The organism is Micromonospora citrea (genome assembly GCF_900090315.1).
Taxonomy (GTDB): domain Bacteria; phylum Actinomycetota; class Actinomycetes; order Mycobacteriales; family Micromonosporaceae; genus Micromonospora; species Micromonospora citrea.
The window spans coordinates 2,507,889-2,533,004 of sequence record NZ_FMHZ01000002.1 but is presented as its reverse complement, the minus strand read 5'-3'; the positions used below and the strand labels follow the sequence as shown (position 1 = coordinate 2,533,004).

The window sequence follows — 25,116 nt, the reverse complement described above, 5'->3', positions numbered from 1 at the left end:
CGTGGCGGGGTGACGCGGTGAGCAGCACCAGCATCGACGACCTGCTCAGCTTCGAGGAGGAGCGGCCCCGGCGCGAGGAGCCGCAGCGGCGCGGCCGGCTCGGGCAGGTGCTGCGTGCCCTGGCCGGCATGGCGGCGGTGGTGGTGGTGCTGGTCGCCGGGCTGCGGGCGGTCGGCCTGCGGGTCCCGCTGCTGATCCTGGTCGCCGGGGTGGTCGCGCTGTTCGCGGTGCGCCGGATCGTCGCCGCGCTGACCTCCTCGCCGCCCCCGGCAAGGTCCCGGCCCACCGTCCCGCGCGACGACGACGGCACCTGGAACTGGGGCGCCCGGGACGCGCTGCGCACCGCGATCAACGGCTGGGAGACACCGCTGGACTGGTCGACCACCCGGCCCGAACGCTTCACCAGGGTGATCCTGCCCCGGCTCGGCGAGTTGGCCGACGAGCGGCTGCGCCAGCGGCACGGCGTGACCCGCGAGTCGGATCCGGCGCGGGCCCGGGCCCTGCTGGGTGACCGGCTGTGGACATTCCTGGAGACCCCGCCTCGCCGCACCCCGTCGCCGCGCGACCTCGCGGCGATCGTCGCCGAACTGGAGAAACTGTGATGAACGACGTGGACCGCAGCATGCCCGCCGCAGAGGTCGGCCACCTCGCCCGGTCGGTGCTGGAGGCGGTCGGTCAGGTCGTGGTCGGCAAGCGGGACGCGCTGGAACTGGTCCTCGCCGGGATCCTGGCCGGCGGGCACGTGCTGCTGGAGGACCTGCCGGGCCTGGGCAAGACGCTGACCGCGCGCTCCTTCGCGCAGGCGCTCGGGCTGGACTTCCGCCGGCTCCAGTTCACCCCCGACCTGCTGCCCGCCGACGTGACCGGCTCGTTCCTGTACGACCAGCGCAGCGGCGAGTTCGCGTTCCGGGCCGGGCCGGTCTTCACCAACCTGCTCCTCGCCGACGAGATCAACCGGACCCCGCCGAAGACCCAGTCGGCCCTGCTGGAGGCGATGCAGGAGAAGCAGGTCTCGGTGGAGGGCGTGACGTACAAGCTGGACGAGCCGTTCCACGTGCTGGCCACCGCCAACCCCATCGAGTACGAGGGCACCTACCCGCTGCCCGAGGCGCAGCTCGACCGGTTCCTGCTCCGGGTCTCCTTCGGCTACCCGGAGCACGAGGAGGAGTGGGAGGTGCTGCGCCGACGGATGGCCCGCCGCCGCGAGGAGGCGGACATCAAGCCCGTGGTGGACGCGGCCACCCTGCGCGCCATGCAGGCCGCGCTGGAGGACGTGGTGGTCGAGGACTCCATCGGCCGCTACATCGTCGCGCTGACCGCCGCCACCCGCGAGCACCCCTCGGTGCTGGTCGGCGCCTCGCCGCGCGGCTCGCTGGCGCTGCTGCTGCTGGCCCGGGTGCGGGCCGTCATGGCCGGCCGCGACTACGTGGTGCCGGAGGACGTCAAGGAGGTCGCGGTGCCCGCGCTGGCGCACCGCATCACGCTGCGTCCGGAGATGTGGCTGCGCCGGGTCGACCCGTCCTTCGTGGTCGGCGAGGTGCTGGAGGGGACGCCGGCGCCGGCCAGCGGGGCGCTGCCCAGCTACGCCGCCGGCCGGCCCGGGCACTGATGGTCGCGCCCGCCGTGCCGCCCCGGGACGGGTCGCGGCCCCTGCCCGCGACCGGCTGGGCGCCCACCTGGGCGCTCGGCCGGGCGGTGCTGCTCACCGGCGTGCTGCTGATCGCGGGGGTGCTGCTCGGCCGGGTCGACCTGATCGTGCTGGCCGCCCCGTTCGCGCTCGGCACCGCGTACGCGCTGCGCCGCCGGCCGACCGCCCTGCCACAGGTCTGGATCGCGACGGACGAGGGCCACCTGGTCGAGGGCGGCGAGCTGACCGGCACGGTCAGCGTCGGCAACCCCGACCTGCTCGACTACGACGTGACGGTGGTCCGCAGCCGGGTCTCGCCCTGGCTCCGGGTGGAGCGGGCGACGATCGCCGGTGCCGCGGCGGCCGGCACCCCCTCGGCCGTCGTCCCGTCCGTCGCCGACCGGCCGTTCGTGACCGCCGTCCCGACCGACGCCGCCGTCGACCTGGAGCTGACCGGCACAGCGTTGCGCTGGGGCCGGCACCCGATCGGCCCGGCCGGCGCCCGGGTCGCCGCCGCGCACGGCCTGCTGGTCTCCCGCGCCGTGATCACCGAACCGTCCCGCGTCCGAGTCTACCCGAAGACCGAACCGTTCGACGCCGTCGAGGCGATGCCGCGCGCCGCCGGCCTCGTCGGCGCGCACCACTCGCGCCGGCCCGGCGAGGGCGGGGAACTGGCCGGCGTGCGGGTCTTCGCCCCGGGCGACCGGCTGCGCCGGATCGACTGGCGGGTCTCGCTGCGCGCCCGGCAGTTGCACGTCGCGGCCACTCTCTCCGACCGCGACGCCGAGGTCGTGGTGCTGCTCGACGTGCTCGCCGAGGCGGGTCGCTCGGGCGGCGTCTCGGGCGCCGCCTCCGTGCTGGACACCACGGTCCGGGCCGCCGCCGCGATCGCCGAGCACTACCTGCACCGGGGCGACCGGGTGTCGATGCTGGAGTACGGCCCGACGGCCCGCCGACTGCGCCCGGCCACCGGCCGCCGGCAGTACCTGACCGTGCTGGAGTGGCTGCTCGACGTGCGCGTCGAGTCCTCCCCGCACGAGCCGTACGACCAGGTCTTCGGTCCGCAGTTGCTCTCCGCGGACGCGCTGGTGGTGGTCCTCACCCCGCTGCTGGACGAGCGGTCGGCGCAGATGCTGGCCCGGCTGGCCCGCTCCGGGCGGTTCGTGGTCGCGGTGGACACCCTGCCGGCGGATCTCGCGCCGCCCAGGGACGGGGGCTGGTCCGAGGTGGCGTACCGGCTGTGGCGGCTGGACCGGGCCACGATGATCGGGCAGTTGCGGGAGCACGGCGTGCCGGTGGTGGGCTGGGCCGGGGCGGGCAGCCTCGACCAGGTGCTGCGCGACGTGGCGCGCCTGGCCACCGCCCCGAGGGTGGGTGTGCGGTGAGCGCCCGGCACGCCGCGCGGCGCGGCTTCGCGGACGGGAGGCGCGACCGATGAACCCGGTCATCGAGCGGGTCCGGGCGGCGCGGTACGCCATGGCCCGGGTCAGCCTGACGCCGCTGCTGGTCCGCGCCGGCATCTTCCTGACCACGCTGGTGGGGCTGGCGCTGGCGTACCCGTCGGAGGCGCTCTTCGGTCGGCTGCTGCTCGCGCTGGTCGTGGTGGCGCTGCTGCCGGCGGTCGGGCCGCGCCGGGTCTGGCCGACCTTCGCCGCGCTGGTCACCGTCGGCGGTTGGCTGGTCGCCACCGACGGGTACGGCCGGCCGATCGCGCTGTGGCGGTTGCTCGCCGTGGCGGCCATGCTCTATCTCACGCACACCCTCTGCGCCCTGGCCGCCGTGCTGCCGTACGACGCGGTGGTCGACCCGGACGTGATCGCGCGCTGGCTGGCGCGGGCGGGCGCGGTGCTGCTCGGCACCTTCGTGCTGGGCGTGCTCCTGCTGGAGGCCGGCGGGTCCGGCGGAGACGCCGGTTCCCAGGTCGCGACGGTGGCCGGGCTGCTGGTGGCGGTCGCGGTGACGGCGTTGCTGGGGTGGCTGCTGCGCCGTCGTTAACCGGCCGGTAACAGCAGTTGCGCAGGTCACAGGGGTTGTGCTCCGTCACAGAAGAGGGGCGCGATCGGGATTAGCCTGGCTGCGCGGGGAAAGATAGATGACGTGAATCCGAAGCGGATCCTTGTGGTGGGTGCCGGGCACGTCGGTCTCTACGCGGCCCTGCGCCTGTCGAAGAAGCTCAGCTCCCGTGAGGCTGAGGTCATCGTGGTGGACCCTCAGCCCCACATGACCTACCAGCCGTTCCTGCCCGAGGCCGCGGCCGGCAACATCTCGCCCCGGCACTCCGTGGTGCCGCTGCGACGCGAGTTGCGGCGGTGCAAGGTGGTGGCCGGCGCGGTGCAGCGGATCGACCACGACCGCAAGACCGCCGTCGTGCAGCCGATCAGCGGCCCGACCCGGGAGATCCCGTACGACCACGTCGTCGTCGCCCCCGGCTCGGTGTCCCGGACGCTGCCGATCCCCGGCCTGCACGAGCACGGCATCGGCTTCAAGACCATCGGTGAGGCCATCTACCTGCGCAACCACGTGCTGGACCGGCTCGACGTGGCGGCGGCCACGCCGGACCCGGAGGTGCGCCGCAGCGCCCTGACCTTCACCTTCGTCGGCGGCGGGTACGCCGGCATCGAGGCGCTCGCCGAGATGGAGGACATGGCCCGGGACGCCCTGAAGTACTACCCGGAGCTGAAGCCGGAGGACATGCGCTGGGTGCTGGTCGAGGCCACCCAGCGGGTGCTGCCCGAGGTCGACCGGGACATGGGCGCCTACACGGTCCAGCAGCTGCTCAAGCGGAACATGGACATCCGGCTGGACACCCGGCTCGAGTCCTGCGTCGACGGGGTGGTGAAGCTCTCCGACGGCGACAGCTTCCGCTCCGACACCATCGTCTGGACGGCCGGCGTCAAGCCGTCGCCGATGCTGGACGCGACCGACTTCCCCCGCGACGAGCGGCGCCGGATCACCTGCCTGCCGACCCTCCAGGTCGTCGACGGCGACCGGGTCGTCGAGGGCGCCTGGAGCGCCGGCGACTGCGCGGCGGTGCCGGACCTGACCAAGGAGCCCGGCAACTACTGCTCGCCGAGCGCGCAGCACGCGGTGCGCCAGGCCGCCCGGATGGCCGACAACATCGCCAACGTCGTCCGCGGCCGGGAGCCGGTGGAGTACAAGCACAAGCACGCCGGCAGCGTCGCCAGCCTCGGCCTGCACAAGGGCGTCGCCCAGGTGTACGGCATCAAGATGACCGGCTGGCCGGCCTGGTTCATGCACCGGACGTACCACATGAGCCGGATCCCGTCGTTCAACCGGAAGGTCCGGGTCGTGGTCGACTGGACGCTGGCGTTCTTCCTCAAGCGCGAGGTGGTCGCCCTGGGGCAGCTGCACGACCCGCGCGAGGAGTTCGCCGAGGCGTCCCAGCCCGTCGGCGCCGGCCGGGCGGCCTGACCGAGGCACCGCGAAGGCCCCTCCGCGCGAGCGGAGGGGCCTTCGTCGTATTCCGGGCCGGGCCCGGCCGGTCAGACGCGCCAGATCCAGGCGTCGGCGATCCGGGTCGAGGGGCCGTAGAGCTGCTCCAGCGTGCCGTGCAGGCTGTCGGCGTGCGGGGTGTCCACGGCCAGCGCGACGCAGGAGGCGCCCCAGAAGTCGGCGTCCTTCGCGGCCTGCCGGCGCTGCTCGTCCCGGATCACCGGCTGCCCGCCGCTCTTGGCGACCCCCGCCAGCAGCGCCGACGTGGGCAGCTTCCAGGTGCCCATCGCCGCCGTGCCGTCCCGGCCGTACGGGCCGATGAAGAAGCCCTCCGGCATGCCGAACGCGGCGTCGGCGGCGGTCGCCCAGCGCATCGGCCACGGGTCCTGCGGGGTGGCCAGCGGCACCGGCACCAGCACCCCGCCCGGCTCGACGCACTGGCGCCAGTGCCCGCCGGTGACGAACTCCGGCACCGGCGGGCGCTCGGCGGTGGGCAGCGGGGCCGGCAGCAGCGGCAGCAGCGCGGCCGCGACCGCCGCCGGGACCAGCCGGCGTGCCCGCCCCGTGCCGCGCAGCGCGCGGTCGGCCGCGAGCACCAGCAGCGTGGCGATCAGCGGCAGCGTCGCGAGGGCGAACCGCATCGGCAGCGCGCCGTCCACCACCGGCAACCCCGAGAGCAGGGTGTACGGCCCCGGCAGCGCCGTGGGGTCGCCGTCGACCACGATCCGGGGGCCGAGCGACAGCGCCCCCGTCACCAGCGTCGCGACGGTGCACGCCACGGCCAGCGGCCGCCGGCCCAGCCAGAGCGCGCAGGCGGCGGCGACCAGCAGCAGGGGCCACCCGAGGAAGGTGTTGTACTCGGCCGGGCCGGTGGTGAGCCGGGCGGCCCCGTCGGTGCCGAGCACGGACAGCGGCGACACCGTCCACCAGCTGCGCAGGTCCGCCGAGAAGTAGTGCGGGCTGAACATGCCGTCCGCGACGCCCTGCGGGCCGGCGAACTGGAACCACAGCGGCCAGGCCAGCACGAGCAGGGCCAGCCCGGTGGCGAGCATCATCCCGCCGGCGAAGCCGGGCAGGGCGCGACGGAGCAGGGCGCGGTCGGTCACCGCGTACGTGACGGCCAGCACCAGCAGCGTCAGCGCGCAGAGGAAGAGGACCTCCTCGCCGATGAAGACCTGCGCCGTGACCGCCGCCGCCAGGCCGACGGCCGAGCTGACCAGGCGCCGCCGGTCCGGCCCGTCGGCGGGACGCCGTCGGTCGCCGCCGCCCACGCGGGCGGCGGGGTCGGCGGCGCGCAGCAGCCGGACGACCAGCCAGACGATCACCGGGACCAGCCACTGCGCGGTCATGTGCAGGTGGCTGTTGGTCTGCGAGACCATCCCCGGGCCGAAGCCGCAGAGGCCGGCGCCCAGCGCGGCGGCGATCCGGTGGGCCCTCAGCGCCCGGGTGTAGAGCAGGTACCAGGCGACGGCGGTGCCGGCCAGGTTCGCCGCCGCCAGCAGGGCGAAGGTGACCGGGGCGCCGAGCAGCAGGGTGACCGGGGCGAGCAGGACGCCGAGCGCGATGACCGTGGTGTTGGTCATCAGGTTCACCCCGTCCGGGGCGTTCAGCCGGCGGGTGAGCAGGTCGAAGTCGCCGAGCAGCGCCCGCGCGTCGACGGCGAGGAACCACTCGTAGAGCGCCTGGTCCGCCGCGTTCAACGCGAGCACGCGACCCGCCGGGTCCGGCCAGAGCCCGTGGGTGAGCCAGCCGGCCAGCGCGACGAAGAGGAGCCCCACCGCGACGTCCGCCCGGTGCCGGGAGACCGCGCCGCGCAGCCGGGCCGTCGAGAGTCGGCGCGGCATCCGCTCGGCGGCGAGGACGTCTTGATCAGGGGCGGCGTCGGGGGCCGTGGGGGCTGCGCTGCTCACGGTGTCGACCCTAGTGCGACGGGGCCGTCGGGGTACGCCGGGAGGCCGCTGACCCGCTACCGTGACACTGCACCTGGCGTGTCGACGCGCCCGGTGCCACCCGCCCGGGTGGTGGAACGGCAGACACGGCCGCCTTAAAAGCGGCTGCCGCAAGGCGTGCGGGTTCGACCCCCGCCCCGGGCACCGCCGCACTCTCAGCATCCGCTCAGCTCGGTGATCTGCACGCGGCTGCCCTGGGCGTTTACTCTTGAGAGCGCACGTTCACGTGCAACGACCCCCTGAGGGAGGCCTGACAGTGAAGACTTCGAACCCGGTGCTCGCCCGGCTCGGCCAGGCGGCCGAGCGGGAGCGCTCCGCCGGGTACGCCCCGACCGGGCCGTACGGACAGCCCGGCTACCCCCAGCAGTACCCGACGGAGGCCGGCTACCCGGCGGCGCCGCCGGCCGTCAACACCATGTCGGTCGACGACGTGGTGGTCAAGACCGTCACGCTCCTCGGCATCCTCGGCGTCTCCGCCGCGGCCGCCTGGGTCCTGGTGCCCGACGCGCTGCTCGGTGCCGCCTGGATCGGCGCTGCCGTGGTCGGCCTGGTGCTGGGTCTGGTCATCTCGTTCTCCCGGATGGCCAACCCGGCGCTGGTGGTCGCGTACGCCGTCGTCGAGGGCGTCTTCGTCGGCATGGTGAGCAAGTTCTTCGACTCGCTCTACGACGGCATCGTGCTCCAGGCGGTCACCGCCACGTTCGGTGTCTTCTTCGTGATGGCCATGCTCTACAAGGCGAAGGTCATCCGGGCGACCCCGAAGTTCGTCAAGGGCATGATCGCCGTGATGGCGGGCCTCTTCGCCGTCATGCTGATCAACCTCGTGCTCGCGCTCTTCGACATCAACACCGGCCTGCGCGACGGCAGCCCGCTGGCGATCGGCTTCAGCCTGGTCTGCATCGTGGTGGCCTCGCTGAGCTTCGTGCTCAGCTTCAAGGAGATCGAGGACGGCGTCCGGATGGGCCTGCCGCAGCGCTACTCCTGGGTCGCCGCCTTCGGCATCCTGGTCAGCCTGGTCTGGCTCTACATCGAGATCCTGCGCCTGCTGAGCTACTTCCAGGGCGACGACTGACCGTCCGCGCCCAAGACCGACCGGCGCCCGCCCCCGACGGGGGCGGGCGCCGTCGTCTTCCGGCCCGCGCCGGCCCCGGGATCTCCCGCCGCCGCGCGCCGCCCGAGGCACGGCGACCCGCGTGGGGTACGCCGCCGCTCACCCACCCGCGCCGGGGCTCGCCCAACCGCGCCGCCGCTCACCCCACCCGCCCCGGGGCTCACCCACCTGCGCGCCGCCCGCCCGCTTGCGCGCCGCCGCTCACCCACCCGCCCCGGGGGCGCGCCCACCTGCCGCCGCCGCTCACCCAACTGCCTCGCTGACGCGGCCGCACCCGTGGCGCCGGTGGGCCTGGCCGGGTTCGTAGACTCGACGGCGATGAGCGAAGCGGAGCTGGACCGGGCGGTGGAGCTGCTGGTCCGTCAGGTCGGGCACTGGCAGCAGCCGCGCTGGGCGGCCACGGCCGCCGGCGGCAACGTGTCGCGGGCCGACCTGGTGCACCGGCTCGTGCAGGAGGTCGCCAACCTCGCCGCCGACGCCGAGGGCGGGCCCCGGCGGGAGGTGCCCCGGCTCGACAACGACCTCGCGCTGCCCGATCAGCTCCGGGTGGTGGCCGCCGACCTGGTCGCGGCGGCCCCGCCGCCCGAGGTGCTGGCACGGGCCGCCGTCGAGGTGACGGCGACCCGCGACGCGCTCTAGGCGCGCCTGGGCGGGCCCGGCCCGCCGGTGGCGGGCCGGGCCTCCGTCGTCAGCTCAGACGCTCGATCACCATGGCCATGCCCTGGCCGCCGCCGACGCACATGGTCTCCAGGCCGATGGTCTTGTCGTGCCACTCCAGGGCGTTGAGCAGAGTGCCGGTGATCCGGGCGCCGGTCATGCCGAACGGGTGCCCGACGGCGATCGCCCCGCCCATCACGTTCAGCTTCTCCAGCGGGATGTCGAGCTGCCGGTACGACGGGATCACCTGGGCGGCGAACGCCTCGTTGATCTCCACGAGGTCGACGTCGTCGATGGTCATGCCGGCCCGCTTGAGCGCCTGCCGGGTCGCCTCGACCGGACCGAGGCCCATGATCTCCGGCGACAGGGCGGTCACGCCGGTGGAGACGATCCGGGCCAGCGGGGTGATCCCGAGGTCCCTCGCCCGCTGGGCGCTCATGATCACCACGGCGGCCGCGCCGTCGTTGAGCGGGCAGCAGTTGCCGGCGGTGATCCGGCCGTCCGGACGGAACACCGGCTTGAGGCCGGAGACCGCCTCCAGGGTGACCCCGGCACGGGGGCCGTCGTCGGTGCCGACCACCGTGCCGTCAGGCGTGGTGACCGGGGTGATCTCCCGGGCCCAGAAGCCGTCGGCGATCGCCTTCTCGGCCAGGTTCTGGCTGCGTACGCCGAACTCGTCCATGTCGGCGCGGGTCACGTCGTACACCTGGGCCAGGTTCTCGGCGGTCTGCCCCATGGTCAGGTAGATGTCCGGCAGCTCGCCGGCCTCGCGCGGGTCGGTCCAGACCGGCGCGCCGCCCTGGGCGCGGGCCTTCGAGCGCTCGGCGGCCGCCGCGAAGCGCGGGTTCTCCCAGCCGCCGCCGACCAGCGCCTGCGCCTCGGGCGGGAGGCCGTCGGAGTTGCCGCGGGCGTACCGGGAGACGGTCTCCACGCCGGCGGAGATGAAGACGTCACCCTCGCCGGCCCGGATCGCGTGCATCGCCATCCGGGTGGTCTGCAGCGAGGACGCGCAGTAGCGGGTGAGGGTCGCGCCGGGCAGGGTGTCCAGCCCCATCAGGGTGGCGACCACCCGGGCCATGTTGAAGCCCTGCTCGCCGCCGGGCAGGCCGCAGCCCAGGTAGAGGTCGTCGATCTCGGTCGGGTCGAGCTGGGGGATCTTGTCCAGGGCGGCCCGCACGATGGTCGCGGCGAGGTCGTCCGGGCGGACGTCGCGCAGGGACCCCTTGTGTGCCCGGCCGATGGGGGAGCGGGCGGTGGCGACGATGACGGCGTCGCGGGACGACTCAGTCGGCATGAGCCAACGTTAACCCGCCGGTAACTTCACACGGAAGCTGCGCGCCGGCCGGGAAATGTCACGTCCGGCACGGGCGCGGCGGCGGTCCGGACGACGCGCGGAGCCGGCGCCCACCCCGGGTGCCGGGCGACGCGGGCCGCAGGAGGTGACGCCCGACGTCAGCGGTCTCAGTGACGGGAGGCGACCGCGGCGGCCGCCGCGACGGCCGGCAGCAGGGCGTGCGCCCAGACCCGGTAGCCGTCGGCGGAGGGGTGGTAGCCGTCGTGGCACAGCGTGCCGGCGTCGGCCCGGAACACCGGTCCCGTCTCGGTGGCCAGGTCGACCACGGTGCCGCCCGCGTCGAGCACCGCCGCCGTCTGGGCGCGGGCCACCCGCCGCCCCGACCAGCCGACCAGGTGCCGCAGCGGTGGCGCGATCGCGCGTACGGCGCCGAGGTCGGGGCAGGTGCCGACGACCACCTCCACCCCGGCCTCGCGGAGCCGGTGCACGGCCGCCCCGAGGTAGGCGGCGGCCTCGGCCGGCCGGCGCAGGGTGGTGGCGTCGTTGGCCCCGATCAGGATGACCGCCACGTCGGGCCGCTCGCCGAGCAGCGCCCGGGCCACCTGCGTGGCCAGGTCGGTCGAGCGCGAGCCGGAGACGCCGACGCTGGACAGGTGCACCCGCCGGCCGCTGGAGCCCTCCGCGAGCAGGTTGGCGAGCTGACCGCCGATGGTGTCGTCGAGGCGCCCCACCCCGACGCCGAGCGCCGACGAGTCGCCGAGCAGCACCAGCCGCAGCGGCGGGGCGCCGGCGCGGCCCACCGTGGCGCGCAGCGCCAGCCCCAGCTCCGGCTGGGCGTACTGGCGGTGCCGCGCGGCGAACGCCTGGCCGGCGAGGACGGCGGCGCCGCCCACCGTGCCGGCGATCAGGGAGAACGTCGCGGCCCGACCCAGTCGGCCGGCGAGCCCCGAGGGGATGAAGCGCTCGCTCATGCCAGTCCCTCCAGTGTGGGTGAGTCGGCGGCGGGACCGGGCTGCGGCACCGCGCCGACGCCGAAGAACGCCCGTCGGCGCAGTTGCGCCCACCGGCCGGCGGGGCCGCGCTCGCGCCCCCGCACCCGCGTGCCACTGACCTCGGTGCCCGGCTGCCGGGCCGCCTCCTGCGCGGCGGCGGGCAGCGAGGTCACGCCCTCGCCCCGGGCCGGACGCCGTTCCTGCCCGGCCCCGAGCGCGGAGAGCACGGTCGGCAACAGCGCGGCGGCGGCCACCGCGTAGCCCTCCGCCGAGGGGTGGAACCGGTCCCAGGCGAACATCCGGGTCGGCTCCGCGGCGAACCGGGGGCCGAGCAGGTCACCGAGGGAGACCGTCCAGCCGCCGGCCTCGACCACGGCGACCGTCTGGGCGGCGGCGAGCTGCCGGCTCCAGCGCCGGGCCAGCCAGCGCAGCGGCGGCTGGATCGGCCGGATCGCGCCCAGGTCGGGGCACGTGCCGACGACCACCTCGCAGCCGGCGGCGCGCAGCGTGCGGACCGCCTCGACCAGATAGCGCACCGCCAGGCCGAGCGGCGTGCGGTTGGTCACGTCGTTGCCGCCGATCAGGATCACCGCGACGTCGGGCCGGCACTCCAGCGCCGCCTCCACCTGGTGCCGCAGCCCGGAGGAGATGGCGCCGACCACGGCGAAGCGGTGCAGCCGGACGGGCCGCTGCAGGCGGCGGGACAGGCCGGTGGCGAGCAGCGCACCCGGCGTCTCCCGGCGGCGGTGCACGCCGTAGCCGGCGGCGGACGAGTCGCCGAGCACGACCACGGTGACCGGCGGGCCGGGCAGCTTCGGGCCGTAGACCCCGTCGCAGCGCGGCGGCGGCGCCTCCGCCATCGGGATGGTGCGCCGGGCCTGCCGGGCCTGACCGAGGAGCACGCCACCGGTCGCGACGGCGGCCGCCGCGGCCGCGCCCGTGCCGATCGCCGCGAAGCGGGCGACCTGCCGAGCGCGCTGCCAGCGCGAACCAACCGGGACGACGGAACCAGCGACCCCCATACAGCGACATTATCGCGCCGGCACGACACGCCGCCGTCGTCGTGTCGGCCGGCGGGTGGCTGGAAGGCGACGCTCCTGGGTACCTGTTCCGGTGTCCGGGCGGCAGTTGCGCCGGCACGCCACGCTGGCATGCGGAGAGGGGCCGAACATGGGGAAGACATTGAAGCGGAGCGCCGCGTTCAGCGCGCTGGCCAGGGCGCTCGCGGCCGGGTCGCGGGGCGGCCCGTCGCTCGGGGCGCGGCTGGCGGCGCTGCCCCGGATGATCCGGGCGACCGCCCGGGGGGAGTACGACGGCGGCCTGCGGCTGGCCCTGATGACGGCCGCGACGGCGTACATCGTCTCGCCGGTCGACCTGCTGCCGGAGATCCCGCTGGCGGTCTTCGGGCTCGCCGACGACGCGGTCATGGTGACCTGGCTGGCCGGCAGCGTGCTCGCCGAGACCGAGCGGTTCCTGGAGTGGGAGGCTCGTCGCGGCTCCACGATCCCCGGGCACGTGGTCTCCTGAACCCACGTACGCTGGGGCGTCGAGAAGACGTCTGCCCGGCCGCCGCCGGCGGCGCCGGAGGAGAAGGGCACAACGAGGTGCGGTACTACGACAACGTCGTCGAGCTGATCGGCAACACCCCGCTGGTGCGGCTGCGCAACGTCACGGCCGGCATCCAGGCCACCGTGCTGGCGAAGGTGGAGTACCTCAACCCGGGCGGTTCGGTGAAGGACCGGATCGCGTTGCGGATGGTGGAGGACGCGGAGAAGGCCGGCATCCTCCAGCCCGGCGGCACGATCGTCGAGCCGACCAGCGGCAACACCGGCGTCGGCCTGGCGCTGGTGGCCCAGCTCAAGGGCTACCGGTGCGTCTTCGTCTGCCCCGACAAGGTCAGCCAGGACAAGCAGGACGTGCTGCGGGCGTACGGCGCGGAGGTGGTGGTCTGCCCGACCGCCGTGGCGCCGGAGGACCCGCGCTCCTACTACAACGTCTCCGACCGGCTGGCCCGGGAGATCCCCGGCGCCTGGAAGCCCAACCAGTACAGCAACCCGGCCAACCCGCGTTCGCACTACGAGACCACCGGCCCGGAGCTGTGGGAGCAGACCGGGGGCGGGCTCACCCACTTCGTGGCGGGCGTCGGCACCGGCGGCACCATCTCCGGCATCGGCCGCTACCTCAAGGAGGCCTCGGAGGGGCGGGTCAAGGTGATCGGCGCCGACCCGGAGGGTTCGGTCTACTCCGGCGGCACCGGCCGGCCCTACCTGGTCGAGGGCGTCGGCGAGGACTTCTGGCCGGAGACGTACGACCGGGGCGTCGCCGACGAGATCATCGAGGTCTCCGACAAGGCGTCGTTCGAGATGACCCGGCGGCTGGCCCGCGAGGAGGGGCTGCTGGTCGGCGGCTCCTGCGGCATGGCCGTGGTGGCCGCCCTGGAGGTGGCCCGCTCCGCCGGCCCGGACGACGTGGTCGTGGTGCTCCTGCCGGACAGCGGCAAGGGCTACCTGTCCAAGATCTTCAACGACGACTGGATGGCCCGGTACGGCTTCCTGGACAACTCCGGCACCGAGCCGACCGTCGCCGACGCGCTGGCGAGCAAGCCGGGTGGCCTGCCCGAGCTGGTGCACGTGCACCCGACCGAGACGGTCCGCGACGCCATCGACTACATGCGTGAGTACGGCGTCTCCCAGCTGCCGGTGCTCAAGGCCGAGCCCCCGGTGGTCACCGGCGAGGTGGCCGGCTCGATCGCCGAGAAGGACCTGCTCGACGCGCTCTTCACCGGCCAGGCGCACCTGCACGACACCATCGAGCGCCACATGGCCGAGCCGCTGCCGATGATCGGCGGCGGGCAGCCGGTGAGCGAGGCGGTGGGCCTGCTGGAGAAGTCCGACGCCGCGCTGGTGCTGGTCGACGGCAAGCCGAGGGGCGTCCTCACCCGCCAGGACCTGCTGGCCCACCTCGGCGCCCGCTGACGGCGTGGTGAAGGAAGGGCCCCCGGCGACGGGGGCCCTTCCTCATGCCCCGTCCGCTCCTTCCAGGGCGCGGGCGTAGCGGAGCTGGGCCACGACCTCCGGGCCGACGTGCTCGTCGCGGGAGACGCCGGTCGGGGCCCAGCCGCCGCGCTCGTAGAAGCGCCGGGCGTGATCGTTGGCCGCGAGCACCCAGAGCACCGCCCGGGCCCAGCCGCGCGCACGCATGGCGGCCAGCGCGTCGACCATCAGGGCGCGGCCGGTGCCCCGGCCGCGTTCGGCCGGGTCGAGGTGGATGGCGTTGAGCAGGCCCGTCGCCGGGTCGCCCTCGTCGTCGGGTCCGAGGTAGCTGAAGCCGACCAGCCGGCCGCCGCGCTCGGCGACGGTCATCCGGTGGTCGTCGCGTTCCCAGCCCCACCGCTCGGCCCAGTAGCGCCCCATCGCCTCCGGCCCCGGCTCGGCCAGCGCCTCCGGCGGCAGGAACGACGCGTACGCCGCCACCCGGGACCGCTGGTGCAGGGCGCCGACCGGCATCAGGTCGGCCTCGGTGGCGGGGCGGAGGGTGACCGTCACCCGGCCGAGGCTACCCGCCGGGGCGGCACCTGCACGGTCGTCAGGTCCTCGGCGATCACCAGGTCGCCGTCGAAGTGCGCGCGGGCCTCCTCGGCGAAGCGGCTCGCGTCGGCGTACCGCTGGGAGAAGTGGGTGAGCACGAGCCGGCGTACGCCCGACTCGGCCGCCACCCGCGCGGCCTGGCCCGCCGTGAGGTGGCCGACCTCGGCGGCGAGCGCGGCCTCCGAGTCGAGGAACGTCGACTCGATGACCAGCAGGTCGGCGTGCTCGGCGAGGGCGTACACCCCGTCGCAGAGGCCCGTGTCCATGACGAAGGCGAACCGCTGCCCGGGTCGGGGCACGCTCACCTCCTCGCGGGTGACGCGGCGTCCGCCGACGTCGAGGTGGCCGACGCGGACCAGCTCCCCGACGGCCGGCCCGGCGATGCCGTACGCGGCCAGCCGCTCCGGCAGCATCCGGCAGCCGTCCGGCTCGACGAGCCGGTAGCCGTACGTCTCGATCGGGTGCCGCAGCCGGCGGGCCTCCAGCGTGCCGACGCCCAGCGTGATGCGCTGCCCGTCGGTCTCGATCGGCTCGACGCGCAGCTCGGCGGTCTCGTGGAAGCTGGAGGCGTGCCGCAGGCGGGCGAAGTATTCCGCGCCGCCGGCCGGGAAGTGCACCGCCACCGGGTGCGGCACCCGGTCCAGGGAGAGCCGCTGGATGGTGCCGGGCAGGCCGAGGCAGTGGTCGCCGTGGAAGTGGGTGACGCAGATCCGGGTCAGGTCGGTGGCGGTGACCGTGGTGTGCAGGAGCTGCCGCTGGCTGCCCTCGCCCGGGTCGAAGAGGATCACCTCGTCGTCCCAGCGCAGCACGTACCCGTTGTGGTTGCGCTGCCGGGTCGGCGCCTGGCTGGCCGTCCCGAGCACCACCAGCTCGCGCATCGACACGGTGTGATCACCCCTGAACGTGGAGCGACCCCCGGGGTTTCCGCGCTCGCGCGCGGGCCGGCTGGACTGGGCCGGCACCCCGGGGGTCGGGTGGCTGTCGTGGTTTCGCCGCACCGCTGCCACACGGTCTCGACGATCGTGCATGCCCGCCTCGCGGCGGACGGGGTCTTCACTGTCGAGGACAGCGGCTAGCGGACAGCCACCTCACGAGTCCGATTGCTATACAAGTCTGGACCACCTCCTTTCCCGTGTACGGCCACGCTATCCAGCCCTCGCGCTCCGGGCAACGGATTTCGATCACACGGCCGGCGGGAATAGCCCGCCGGGCCGGCGGCCGACCGGACCGGGCCCACGGTCACGGGTTCTCGACGATGCCGATCGGCCCCTCGCGCGGGCCCTCCTCGCTGGCCGGCTGCACCGCCAGCGACGGGAAGTCGGCCAGGTCGCCCTCCGGCTCGGCGTCCCACTCCGGAAAGACCAGGTCGCTCTGGAGGTAGAGGCAGAGCAGTTGGGTGAGCTGGCGCAGCCCGTCGAGGTGGGTGCGCTCGTGGCCGTGGGTGGCGTCCACGCCGAAGCCGAGCAGCGCCACCCGGGCGTGCGCCCCGGCCTCCACCGCCGCCGCCACGTCGGAGCGGTAGTAGTCGAAGACGTCCCGGACGAGGTGCACCGCGTGCTCCGCGGCGATCGAGGCCAGGTTGCGGGTCAGGTGGTAGTCGAACGGCCCCACCCCGTCGCCCATCGCCAGGGTGGCCGCGTCCTCGCGGGACTGCTGGCCGGGGGCGACCACCGCGGCGTCCACCGAGACGATCTCCGCCACGTCGGGGTCGAGGCCGTGCGAGGCGCCGTGCCCGATCTCCTCGGTCACGGTGACCAGCAGGTGCGCGGTGACGGCCGGGCGTACGCCGGCGTCGACCATCGCCTTGAACGCGGTCAGCACCGCCGCGACGCCCGCCTTGTCGTCGAGGTGCCGGGACTTGACGTACCCGGTCGGAGTGACCGTCGGGTTCGGCAGGAACGCGACGAAGTCCCCGGCGTCGACGCCGAGCGCGCGCAGCCCGGCGATGTCGTCGACCGGCTCGTCGACGCGCACCTCGACCTGCTCCCAGCCGATGCCCTGGGAGTCGACGGCCTCGTTGTAGCGGTGGCCGCTGGCCTTCAGGGGAAGCACCTGGCCGGTGATCACCCGGTCGAGGTCGTCGGTGAAGATCCGCACGTGCGCGCCCTCGGCGAACCTGGCGCTGTGCGTGCCGATCGGCTTCAGCTCCAGCCGGCCGTTCTCCTTCAGCCGCTTGACCATGCCGCCGATGGTGTCGGTGTGCACCACGATCGCCCGGTCGGCCCCCGTGGACCGGGGACCGGGCAGGCAGGCGCTCAGCGCGCCGCGCCGGGTCAGCGTGGAGCCGATGCCGAGCGCGGAGAGCCGCTCTCCGACGTACTGCTGCACGTGGTCGGTGCGCCCCGACGGGCTCGGGATCTCCAGCAGCTCCACCAGCACCTGGCGCAGGTAGTCCAGGTCGATGTCCAGGGGTCGCGGGCTCACGCGGCGCCTCCCGGGCCGACCGGGGACCAGAGCCGCTGCGGCGCGCGGGTGCCCGGGAAGAGCAGGTCGACGAAGCGTTCGGCGGTCGGCTGGGGCTCGTGGTTGGCCAGGCCGGGCCGCTCGTTGGCCTCGATGAAGACGTGTTCGGGCCCGTCGGGGGCGGGCACCAGCAGGTCCAGCCCGGTGACCGGGATGTCCAGCGCCCGGCTGGCCGTCACGCACGCCTCGGCGATCGCCGGGTGCAGCTCCGCGGTGACGTCGTGGATGGTGCCGCCGGTGTGCAGGTTGGCGGTCTTGCGTACGGCCAGCACCTGCCCCTCGGGCAGCACGTCGTGCAGCTCGTGGCCGGCCTCGGCGAGCACGTCCCGGGTCATGTCGTCCACCGGGATGGTGGACTCGCCGCCGGTGGCGGCGGCCCGGCGGCGGCTCTGCCGCTCGATCAGCTCGGCGATGTCGTGCACCCCGTCGCCGGTGACCGAGGCGGGTCGGCGGACCGCGGCGGCCACCACCTCGTGGTCGATGACGACCACCCGCAGGTCCTCCCCGGCGCGCATCTCCTCGATCAGCACGTCGGGGCAGAACCGAGCGGCCAGCTCGACGGCGGCGGTCAGCGCCTCTGGCGTGCGTACCCCCACCGTGATGCCGTTTCCCTGCTCGCCCCGCGCCGGCTTGACCACCACCCGGCCGACCTCGGAGAGGAAGGCGGCGTCGCCGTCGTCGCCGGTGGCGGTGCGCCCGCGCGGCACGGACAGGCCGGCCTCGGCGAGGATCCGGCGGGTCACCCGCTTGTCGTCGCAGCGGCTCATCGCCACCGCCGAGGTCAGCTCCGACAGCGACTCGCGGGTCAGGATGGTCCGCCCGCCGCTGGTCAGCCGCAGCTCGCCCCAGGCCGGGTCGGTGACCTCCACCCGGACGCCGCGCCGCATCGCCTCGTCGGCGACGATCTTCGCGTACGGGTTGAGCTGGTCGTACCCCTCCGGGGTGGCGGGCAGGAAGAGCCGCTCGTTGATCGGGTTCTTCCGCTTCACGCAGAGCGTCGACGTGCGGTAGAAGCCGAGCCGCTCGTAGAGCCGGATCGCCCCGCCGTTCTCGGCGAGCACGGACAGGTCCACGTACGCCCGGCCCCGCGCGACCAGCCGGGCGGCGAGCGCGGTGATCAGCGCCTGACCGGTGCCGGGCGGCGCGGTGTTGAAGTCGACGGTCAGGCACCACAGGCTGGCCCCGTTGTCGGGGTCGTCGAAGACCGCGACGTGGTCCACGCCGGTGATGGTGCCGACGACCTCGCCGGTGGCGTCCTCGGCGACCAGGTGCAGGAACCGGTCGGTACGCGCGTTGGCGACGAGCACGTCGACCGGTGCGGTGACCATGCCGTTGCGGGCGTAGATCCGGTTCACGGCGTCCGCGTCGGCGGCGCCGGCCAGCGGGCGGATCGTCAGCCCCGGCACGTCCTCGTCGGCCGGCCCGGCGCCGTCGAGCGGCAGCCGGTAGGTCAGCGACGGGTCGATGAAGAGCTCGTCGGGCAGCCGGGAGACCAGCACGTGCGGGTCGCGCAGGTAGATGCAGATGTCCCGGGAGCCGGCGGCCTCGGAGCGCAGCACGGCGGCGACGGCGGCCTGGTCGGTGAAGGTCTGCCCGAAGACGAGCCGCCCCCAGCCGCAGTCGAGCACGACGTCGGTGTCGCCCTCGCGCGCCGGGGCCTCCGCCGGCCCCGGTGCCACCGGGTCGCCGCCGGGGCCCACCCGCTCCCGTCGCCGGCCGTTGCGCATCCGGTCGGACCGGGCCGCGCCCGTCGCCAGGGTGTCGGTCACGGTCAGTCGATTCCGTGGCTCTGGAGCCACATTTCCAGGAGTCCGAGTTGCCACAGCTTGTTTCCGTTCAACGGGGTCAGTTCGGCGTTCGGGTCGGCGAGCAGCGCGTCGACGTAGTCGGCGCGGAACAGGTCGCGGCGGCGGGCCTCGGGCGCGGAGAGCGCGTCGCGTACCCGGTCGAGGAGCTTGCCCTCCAGGTGGGTGAGGCCCGGCACGGGGAAGTAGCCCTTCGGCCGGTCGATGACCTCGTGCGGCAGCACCCGGCGGCCGATCTCCTTGAGCACCCCCTTGCCGCCCTGCGCCAGCTTCAGCTCCGGCGGGCAGCTCGCGGCCAGCTCCACGAACTCGTGGTCGAGGAACGGCACCCGGGCCTCCAGCCCGTGCGCCATGGTCATGTTGTCCACCCGCTTGACCGGGTCGTCGGTCAGCATGACCTGGGTGTCGATCCGCAGCCCGGCGTCGACCGCCGTCTGGGCGCCGGCCCGGCCCAGGTGGGCGGCCACGAACTCCCGCGCCGGGTCGCCGTCGGCCAGCCACGCCGGGTTGAGCACCCGGGCCAGCCCGGCCGCGTCCCGGTCGAAGAACGCCCGGGCGTACGTGTCGAGCGCCTCGTCGCGGCCGACCTGGGCCAGCGGCGGATACCAGTGGTAGCCGCCGAGGATCTCGTCCGCGCCCTGGCCGGACTGCACCACCTTGACGTGCCTGGCCACCTCCTCGCTGAGCAGGTAGAACGCCACGCAGTCGTGGCTGACCATCGGCTCGGACATCGCCGCGACGGCCGCCTCCAGCGGCGGCACGAGGTCGGCGGCGGCCACCCGGATCTGGTGGTGGTCGGTGTCGAACGTCTTCGCCACGAGGTCGGAGTAGCGGAACTCGTCGCCCTCCCGGCCGCCGACGGAGTCGAAGCCGATGGAGAAGGTGGAGAGCCCGCGCTGGCCCTCGCCGGCGAGCAGGGCGACCACCAGGCTGGAGTCCAGCCCGCCGGAGAGCAGGACGCCGACCGGCACGTCGGCGACCATCCGGCGGCGCACGGCGGTGGTGAGCGACTCCAGCAGGGCGTCCTGCCAGTCCCGCTCGGACCAGCCGGCCCGCTCGGCGGAACGGGTGAAGGACGGGTCCCAGTAGACCCGCTCGGAGGTGCGCCCGTCGGCCTCGTAGACGCGTACGGTCGCCGGGGGGAGCTTGGCGACGCCGCGCAGGATGGTGCGCGGCGGCGGCACGATGCTGTGGAAGCTCAGGTAGTGCGCCAGCGCGACCGGGTCGATGGTGGTGTCGACGCCGCCGCCGGCCAGCAGCGCGGGCAGGGTGCTGGCGAACCGCACCACGCCCGGCGTCTCGGCCACGTAGAGCGGCTTGATGCCGAGCCGGTCCCGCGCCAGCACCAACCGGCCGGTGTCCCGCTCGCTGATCGCCACGGCGAACATGCCGACCAGGTGGTCGACGAAGTCGAGCCCCCACTCGGCGTACGCCTTCAGCACGACCTCGCTGTCGCCCGAGGAGAAGAACCGGTGGCCCCTGGCCTGGAGTTCCTCGCGCAGCTCGCGGTAGTTGTAGATGCAGCCGTTGAAGACGCCCGTCAGTCCCGCCCCGGGGTCGACCAGCGGCTGCCCGCTCGCCGCGGAGAGGTCGATGATCTTCAGGCGTCGGTGCCCGAGGGCCGTCGGGCCCTGGGCCCAGACGCCGCTGTCGTCGGGCCCCCGGTCACTCATCGTGGCCGCCATGCGCTCCACCGCCGACACGTCGGCGCGCGAGCCGTCACGGCGGAACTCTCCCGCAAGTCCGCACATGCGAGGCAATGCTGCCAGAGGCCGGGGTGGTTCGCCCGTTGAGCTGATGTCGGCGGGTGTGCGCGGTTGCTAGGATGCGCGCCCGCACCCGCCGGGCCGTGCGATCCGGTGGCTTTCCGGCCCGGCCCTGCCCGGTGCCCGAATCGGAAACGGGTCTGCGGTGTGACAAACACCGCAGACCCGTTCCCGGGGCTCGGCCGGGCTCAGCCGGCGGTGCGGGCGATGCCCACCGGGCAGCTCAGCCCGTTCGGGCCGTGGTTGCAGTAGCCGTTCGGGTTCTTCGTCGGGGCGAGGTACTGCTGGTGGTGGTCCTCGGCGAAGTAGTAGTCGCCGAGGCGGTCGATCTCCGTGGTGATCTCACCCTTGCCGGCGCGCGCCACGATCGGCGCGAACGCGTCCCGCGACGCCCGCGCCGTGGCGAGCTGCTCGTCGGTGGTCGCGTAGATCGTCGACCGGTACTGGGTGCCGACGTCGTTGCCCTGGCGCATGCCCTGCGTCGGGTCGTGGTTCTCCCAGAAGACCTTCAGCAGGTCCTCGTAGCTGATCGTGCCGGGGTCGTAGACCACCTGGACCACCTCGGCGTGCCCCGTCATGCCCGAGCACACCTCCTCGTACGTCGGGTTCGGCGTGATGCCGCCCGCGTAGCCGGCGGAGGTGGTGATCACGCCCGGCAGGGTCCAGAACAGTCGCTCAGCACCCCAGAAGCAGCCCATGCCGAACACGGCCACCTGCGAGCCCTCCGGGAACGGGCCCTTGAGCGGGGTGCCCAGCACCTCGTGCCGGTCCGCGACGGGCATCGCGATCGGACGGCCGGGCAGGGCCTGGTCGGAGGTGGGCAGCTCGGCCTTCATGCGGCGCAGGAACACGGTGGGACTCCTCTCGTACCTCTCCCAGCGTGCAACACCGCCGGACCCGCCTTCCTTACCCGCTCCGCCCACACTCAGGCGGGTGCCGCCGTGACGAGGGCGGCGGCGGACCACAGGATCACGGCGTGGTTGCGCTCGGTAACGTCCGGTGCGAGCGGGCCGATCCCGCCGCACGCCCTTTGCTCTGCATACCCATACGCGCCAGTCACCGTGCGTGGCCGATCGTGCCTGCCGCCGCCGAACCTGCGTCTGGCGTCGTCGCAGGTCAGCGCCGTGGTGCGTATTCGGGTGCAGAGCAAAGGGGCGAAAGCGGGATGGAGGGCCCGCGCCCGGTCGTCACGGAAAGTAAACAGTCCCGGTTGCTACCCTGTGTCACGGCGATCGGACGCCGACGAGCGTCCACGGGCGCCGACGAGCGCCCGGAGACGCCCGCCCGCGCGTCAGAGGGCCGCGGTGATCCGGGCGGCGTGAGCCTCGGCCTCGGCGTCGTCGGCGTAGCGGGTGCGGGGCCAGAAGAAGCCGCGCAGCCCGTCTCCCTTGGTCCGGGGCACCACGTGGGTGTGCAGGTGGGGGACGGACTGGGACACCTTGTTGTTCATCGCCACGAACGTCCCGCCGGCCCCCAGACCGGTCTCCACCGCCACCGCGAGCCGCCGGACCAGGCCGAAGTAGCCGGCGAGCGCGTCGGCCGGCAGGTCGACCAGCGTGACCAGGTGGGTGCGGGGCACCACGAGCACGTGTCCCTTGAAGACCGGCCGGCTGTCCAGGAAGGCCACGCCGTCCGGCTCGTCGGCCACCCGGAACGCCGGCACGTCGCCCGCCACGATGCCGCAGAACACGCACCCGCTCATCCCGGCAGGGTAGTCCCGTCCGTCCGGCGAGCGGGGTGCACCGGCGACGGTCGGCCCACCAGCGGGAGCGGCGCGGCCGGCCGGAGGTGACCTGCCCCGGGTTCCATCGGCCGGGACGGGCTGGACGACTAACGTTCCGGGAATGAGTCACGGCTTCGAGACGCTCGCCATCCACGCCGGTCAGGACCCCGAGGCCCGCACCGGCGCGGTGATCCCACCGATCTACCAGACCAGCACCTACGCCCAGGACGCCGTCGGCGCGCCCCGGCTGGGCTACGAGTACAGCCGCTCCGGCAACCCGACCCGCGACGCGCTCCAGGAGTGCCTCGCCGCGCTGGAGGGCGGGTCGGTCGGGCTCGCCTTCGCCAGCGGCCTGGCCGCTGAGGACACCCTGCTGCGCACCGTCTGCAAGCCGGGCGACCACGTGGTGATCCCGGACGACGCGTACGGCGGCACGTACCGCCTCTTCGCCCGGGTCGCCGAGCGCTGGGGGCTGGACTTCACCCCGGCCAAGGTCTCCGACCCGGACGCGATCCGGGCCGCGATCCGCCCCGGCAGCACGAAGATCGTCTGGGTGGAGACGCCGACCAACCCGCTGCTCGGCATCGCCGACATCGCCGCGCTGGCCGCCGTCGCGCACGACGCCGGCGCCCTGCTGGTGGTCGACAACACCTTCGCCTCGCCCTACCTCCAGCAGCCGATCGCGCACGGCGCGGACGTGGTGGTGCACTCGACCACCAAGTACGTCGGCGGCCACTCCGACGTGGTCGGCGGCGCGCTGGTCGCGGCCGACGCCGGGCTCGGCGAGGAACTGCGCTACCACCAGAACGCGATGGGCGCGATCAACGGCCCCTTCGACGCGTGGCTCACCCTGCGCGGCATCAAGACCCTGGGCGTACGCATGGACCGGCACTGCGACAACGCCGAGCGGATCGCGGCCTACCTGGACGGGCACGCCAGGGTCGGCCAGGTCATCTACCCGGGGCTGCCCTCGCACCCCGGCCACGAGGTGGCCGCCAAGCAGATGCGCCGGTTCGGCGGGATGATCTCCTTCCGGGCCGCCGGCGGCGAGGAGCACGCCGTCGAGATCTGCAACCGGGCCAAGCTCTTCGTGCTCGCCGAGTCGCTCGGCGGCGTGGAATCCCTGATCGAGCACCCGGGCCGGATGACACACGCAAGTGCTGCCGGCTCGCCGCTTGAAGTTCCCGGCGATCTCGTGCGACTGTCTGTCGGCATCGAGACGGTCGACGACCTGCTCGCCGATCTGGAGCAGGCGCTGGGCTGACCGCTGGTGAGGGAGGGTGGCCGTGCAGGACATCATGCCGACCTGGGTGGGGGCGACCGCCAAGCAGATCGCCCGGGGCGTACGCCGGGGCGACGTCACAGCCACCCAGGTCGTCGCCGACCACCTGGACCACATCGCCCGGGTCGACGCCGACCTCGCCGCGTTCCGCACGGTACGCGGCGGGGAGGCGATCACCGAGGCCGAGAAGGTCGACGAGCAGGAGGATTTGGCCAACCTGCCGCTGGCCGGGGTGCCGGTGGCGGTGAAGGAGAACACCCCGGTCGCCGGCCTGCCCACCTGGAACGGGTCGGCCGCGGTGCGTACGCCGGTGGCGGAGGCCGACCACGAGGTGGTCCGCCGGCTGCGCGGCGCCGGCGCGGTGATCCTCGGGGTGACCCGGATGCCGGAGCTCGGCCTCTGGGGCATCACCGACGACGAGACCGCCGTCACCCGCAACCCCTGGGACGCCGGGCGTACTCCCGGCGGGTCGTCGGGCGGGGCGGCCGCCGCCGTCGCCGCCGGGCTGGTGCCGATCGCCCACGGCAACGACGGTCTCGGGTCGATCCGCATCCCGGCGGCCTGCTGCGGACTGGTCGGGCTCAAGCCGGGCCGGGGCGTGGTCCCCTGTCAGCTCGGCGCGGACGACTGGTTCGGCCTCACCGAGCACGGCATGCTCACCAGCACGGTCGCCGACGCGGCCGTCGGCTTCTCGGTGCTGGCCGGCCGCCGGCCGGAGAAGCTGGTCCCGCCGCAGCGGCTGCGGGTGGGCGTCTCGCTCCGCTCGCCGGTGCGGGGCGTGCACGCCGACGCCCCCAACCGGGACGCGGTGGCCGCCGCCGGCCGGCTGCTGGCCGCCGCCGGTCACGACACCGTGCCGGCCGACCCGGTCTACCCGACGGCGCTGGGCCTGCAGGGGATCGCGACCTGGCTCGCCGCGGCGGCCGCCGACGTCCGCGCCGCCGGACTGGACCGGCGCGGCCTGCAGCGGCGCAGCCGCCGGCACGTCGCCCTCGGCGAGTGGGCGCAGCGGCGCGGGTACGTCCGGGAGGCCGACCGGGCCGCCTGGCGCGAGCGCTCGATCGGGTTCTTCGCCGACCACTCGGTCGACCTGCTGCTCACCCCCGCCCTGGCCACCGTGCCGCCGGCGGCCGAGAGCTGGTCCGGCCGGTCCTGGCGGGCCAACATGCTGACCAACATCCGGTACGCCCCGTTCGCCGCGCCCTGGAACATCGCCGGCCTGCCCGCCCTGGTGGTGCCGGTCGGCCGTCGCCCGGACGGGCTGCCGGTCGGTGTGCAGCTGATCGGCCCGCCCGGCTCGGAGCTGCTGCTGCTCGGCGTCGCCGGGCAGTTCGAGATGCAGGCCCCCTGGTCCCGCCACGCCCCCGGCTACCCGCGCATTCCCGCCACCGTCTGAGCGGTGGCGTG

21 protein-coding genes, 1 tRNA gene and 1 pseudogene are annotated in these 25,116 nt (G+C 74.4%); 12 read left to right on the top strand and 11 right to left on the bottom strand.

Annotation, left to right across the window (positions count from 1 at the left end):
- Positions 1-17: 17 nt before the first annotated feature.
- The 5 genes from GA0070606_RS11460 (at position 18) to GA0070606_RS11440 (ending at position 5,059) form a co-directional block, all read left to right on the top strand.
- The gene (locus GA0070606_RS11460) at positions 18-602 is read left to right on the top strand and encodes a hypothetical protein (RefSeq protein ID WP_091097674.1); all 585 of its coding nucleotides are present in this window, start codon (positions 18-20) and stop codon (positions 600-602) included.
- Complete coding sequence (locus tag GA0070606_RS11455) at positions 602-1,609, top strand: AAA family ATPase (protein ID WP_091097671.1); 1,008 nt, start codon at positions 602-604, stop codon at positions 1,607-1,609. The genes GA0070606_RS11460 and GA0070606_RS11455 overlap by 1 nt, the downstream gene beginning before the upstream one ends.
- Positions 1,609-3,012 carry a DUF58 domain-containing protein gene (locus tag GA0070606_RS11450; protein ID WP_091097668.1) on the top strand — a complete coding sequence of 468 codons (1,404 nt, stop codon included), beginning with the start codon at positions 1,609-1,611 and terminating at the stop codon, positions 3,010-3,012. The genes GA0070606_RS11455 and GA0070606_RS11450 overlap by 1 nt, the downstream gene beginning before the upstream one ends.
- Before the next feature lie 49 nt (positions 3,013-3,061).
- Positions 3,062-3,622, top strand: a complete 561-nt coding sequence (locus GA0070606_RS11445) for a hypothetical protein (protein ID WP_091097665.1) — start codon at positions 3,062-3,064, stop codon at positions 3,620-3,622.
- Positions 3,623-3,724: 102 nt separating this feature from the next.
- The gene (locus tag GA0070606_RS11440; protein WP_091097660.1) at positions 3,725-5,059 is read left to right on the top strand and encodes an NAD(P)/FAD-dependent oxidoreductase; all 1,335 of its coding nucleotides are present in this window, start codon (positions 3,725-3,727) and stop codon (positions 5,057-5,059) included.
- Between the two features lie 71 nt (positions 5,060-5,130).
- Here GA0070606_RS11440 and GA0070606_RS11435 read toward each other — a convergent pair whose 3' ends face one another.
- The gene (locus GA0070606_RS11435) at positions 5,131-6,990 is read right to left on the bottom strand and encodes a hypothetical protein (RefSeq protein ID WP_091097656.1); all 1,860 of its coding nucleotides are present in this window, start codon (positions 6,988-6,990) and stop codon (positions 5,131-5,133) included.
- Between the two features lie 102 nt (positions 6,991-7,092).
- Between GA0070606_RS11435 and GA0070606_RS11430 the strand changes: the two genes are divergently transcribed.
- From GA0070606_RS11430 to GA0070606_RS11420, 3 genes are all read left to right on the top strand, one after another.
- A tRNA-Leu gene (locus GA0070606_RS11430) sits at positions 7,093-7,173 on the top strand.
- Positions 7,174-7,285: 112 nt separating this feature from the next.
- A complete protein-coding gene (locus tag GA0070606_RS11425; RefSeq protein ID WP_091097653.1) occupies positions 7,286-8,101 on the top strand; it encodes a Bax inhibitor-1/YccA family protein in 816 nt (271 codons plus the stop codon).
- Positions 8,102-8,458: 357 nt separating this feature from the next.
- Positions 8,459-8,779: a hypothetical protein gene (locus GA0070606_RS11420; RefSeq protein ID WP_091107600.1), complete on the top strand. Its 321-nt coding sequence runs from the start codon at positions 8,459-8,461 to the stop codon at positions 8,777-8,779.
- A gap of 49 nt (positions 8,780-8,828) precedes the next feature.
- Here GA0070606_RS11420 and GA0070606_RS11415 read toward each other — a convergent pair whose 3' ends face one another.
- The 3 genes and pseudogenes from GA0070606_RS11415 to GA0070606_RS11410 all read right to left on the bottom strand — a co-directional run.
- Positions 8,829-10,091 carry an acetyl-CoA C-acetyltransferase gene (locus GA0070606_RS11415; RefSeq protein WP_091097649.1) on the bottom strand — a complete coding sequence of 421 codons (1,263 nt, stop codon included), beginning with the start codon at positions 10,089-10,091 and terminating at the stop codon, positions 8,829-8,831.
- 167 nt (positions 10,092-10,258) lie between these two features.
- Positions 10,259-11,062, bottom strand: coding sequence for an SGNH/GDSL hydrolase family protein (locus GA0070606_RS31905; protein WP_141721646.1), 804 nt, complete (start codon positions 11,060-11,062; stop codon positions 10,259-10,261).
- Positions 11,051-12,105 (bottom strand): annotated as a pseudogene (locus GA0070606_RS11410) (SGNH/GDSL hydrolase family protein); the annotation flags it as partial. The gene GA0070606_RS31905 and the pseudogene GA0070606_RS11410, both read right to left, overlap by 12 nt.
- A 148-nt stretch (positions 12,106-12,253) precedes the next feature.
- On the opposite strand from GA0070606_RS11410, the gene GA0070606_RS11405 reads away from it, so the two are divergent.
- Both GA0070606_RS11405 and GA0070606_RS11400 read left to right on the top strand, forming a co-directional pair.
- Positions 12,254-12,610, top strand: a complete 357-nt coding sequence (locus GA0070606_RS11405; RefSeq protein WP_091097646.1) for a YkvA family protein — start codon at positions 12,254-12,256, stop codon at positions 12,608-12,610.
- Between the two features lie 77 nt (positions 12,611-12,687).
- The gene (locus tag GA0070606_RS11400; protein ID WP_091097642.1) at positions 12,688-14,058 is read left to right on the top strand and encodes a cystathionine beta-synthase; all 1,371 of its coding nucleotides are present in this window, start codon (positions 12,688-12,690) and stop codon (positions 14,056-14,058) included.
- A gap of 42 nt (positions 14,059-14,100) precedes the next feature.
- Here the strand turns inward: GA0070606_RS11400 and GA0070606_RS11395 are convergent, their stop codons facing one another.
- The 7 genes from GA0070606_RS11395 to GA0070606_RS11365 all read right to left on the bottom strand — a co-directional run bounded on the left by GA0070606_RS11395 (position 14,101) and on the right by GA0070606_RS11365 (position 22,406).
- The gene (locus GA0070606_RS11395; RefSeq protein WP_091097637.1) at positions 14,101-14,628 is read right to left on the bottom strand and encodes a GNAT family N-acetyltransferase; all 528 of its coding nucleotides are present in this window, start codon (positions 14,626-14,628) and stop codon (positions 14,101-14,103) included.
- The gene (locus tag GA0070606_RS11390; protein WP_091097635.1) at positions 14,625-15,554 is read right to left on the bottom strand and encodes a ribonuclease Z; all 930 of its coding nucleotides are present in this window, start codon (positions 15,552-15,554) and stop codon (positions 14,625-14,627) included. The genes GA0070606_RS11395 and GA0070606_RS11390 overlap by 4 nt, the downstream gene beginning before the upstream one ends.
- 355 nt (positions 15,555-15,909) lie before the next feature.
- A complete protein-coding gene (locus tag GA0070606_RS11385; protein WP_091097630.1) occupies positions 15,910-17,094 on the bottom strand; it encodes an osmoprotectant NAGGN system M42 family peptidase in 1,185 nt (394 codons plus the stop codon).
- Positions 17,091-18,902: an N-acetylglutaminylglutamine synthetase gene (gene ngg / locus GA0070606_RS11380; RefSeq protein ID WP_091097626.1), complete on the bottom strand. Its 1,812-nt coding sequence runs from the start codon at positions 18,900-18,902 to the stop codon at positions 17,091-17,093. Before ngg ends, GA0070606_RS11385 begins: the two co-directional genes overlap by 4 nt.
- Before the next feature lie 2 nt (positions 18,903-18,904).
- The gene (locus GA0070606_RS11375) at positions 18,905-20,689 is read right to left on the bottom strand and encodes an N-acetylglutaminylglutamine amidotransferase (RefSeq protein WP_091097622.1); all 1,785 of its coding nucleotides are present in this window, start codon (positions 20,687-20,689) and stop codon (positions 18,905-18,907) included.
- A 203-nt stretch (positions 20,690-20,892) separates the two neighbouring features.
- Positions 20,893-21,555 (bottom strand): peptide-methionine (S)-S-oxide reductase MsrA, encoded by a 663-nt coding sequence (msrA, locus tag GA0070606_RS11370; protein WP_091097618.1) that lies wholly within the window; start codon positions 21,553-21,555, stop codon positions 20,893-20,895.
- 440 nt (positions 21,556-21,995) lie between these two features.
- On the bottom strand, positions 21,996-22,406 hold the full coding sequence (locus tag GA0070606_RS11365) for an HIT family protein (RefSeq protein ID WP_091097613.1): 411 nt from the start codon (positions 22,404-22,406) through the stop codon (positions 21,996-21,998).
- A gap of 142 nt (positions 22,407-22,548) precedes the next feature.
- On the opposite strand from GA0070606_RS11365, the gene GA0070606_RS11360 reads away from it, so the two are divergent.
- A complete protein-coding gene (locus tag GA0070606_RS11360) occupies positions 22,549-23,691 on the top strand; it encodes a cystathionine gamma-synthase (RefSeq protein ID WP_091097609.1) in 1,143 nt (380 codons plus the stop codon).
- A 16-nt stretch (positions 23,692-23,707) separates the two neighbouring features.
- The gene (locus GA0070606_RS11355) at positions 23,708-25,105 is read left to right on the top strand and encodes an amidase (protein WP_091097603.1); all 1,398 of its coding nucleotides are present in this window, start codon (positions 23,708-23,710) and stop codon (positions 25,103-25,105) included.
- Positions 25,106-25,116: the final 11 nt, after the last annotated feature.

What these genes read in the sequence shown, in the direction of transcription:
- GA0070606_RS11445 (WP_091097665.1), top strand. Translation starts at nt 3,062, where the DNA reads ATGAACCCGGTCATCGAGCGGGTCCGGGCGGCGCGGTACGCCATGGCC.
- GA0070606_RS11405 (WP_091097646.1), top strand. Translation starts at nt 12,254, where the DNA reads ATGGGGAAGACATTGAAGCGGAGCGCCGCGTTCAGCGCGCTGGCCAGG.
- GA0070606_RS11420 (WP_091107600.1), top strand. Translation starts at nt 8,459, where the DNA reads ATGAGCGAAGCGGAGCTGGACCGGGCGGTGGAGCTGCTGGTCCGTCAG.
- GA0070606_RS11375 (WP_091097622.1), bottom strand. Translation starts at nt 20,689, where the DNA reads ATGTGCGGACTTGCGGGAGAGTTCCGCCGTGACGGCTCGCGCGCCGAC.
- GA0070606_RS11360 (WP_091097609.1), top strand. Translation starts at nt 22,549, where the DNA reads ATGAGTCACGGCTTCGAGACGCTCGCCATCCACGCCGGTCAGGACCCC.
- GA0070606_RS11450 (WP_091097668.1), top strand. Translation starts at nt 1,609, where the DNA reads ATGGTCGCGCCCGCCGTGCCGCCCCGGGACGGGTCGCGGCCCCTGCCC.
- GA0070606_RS11415 (WP_091097649.1), bottom strand. Translation starts at nt 10,091, where the DNA reads ATGCCGACTGAGTCGTCCCGCGACGCCGTCATCGTCGCCACCGCCCGC.
- GA0070606_RS11455 (WP_091097671.1), top strand. Translation starts at nt 602, where the DNA reads ATGAACGACGTGGACCGCAGCATGCCCGCCGCAGAGGTCGGCCACCTC.
- GA0070606_RS31905 (WP_141721646.1), bottom strand. Translation starts at nt 11,062, where the DNA reads ATGAGCGAGCGCTTCATCCCCTCGGGGCTCGCCGGCCGACTGGGTCGG.
- GA0070606_RS11365 (WP_091097613.1), bottom strand. Translation starts at nt 22,406, where the DNA reads ATGAGCGGGTGCGTGTTCTGCGGCATCGTGGCGGGCGACGTGCCGGCG.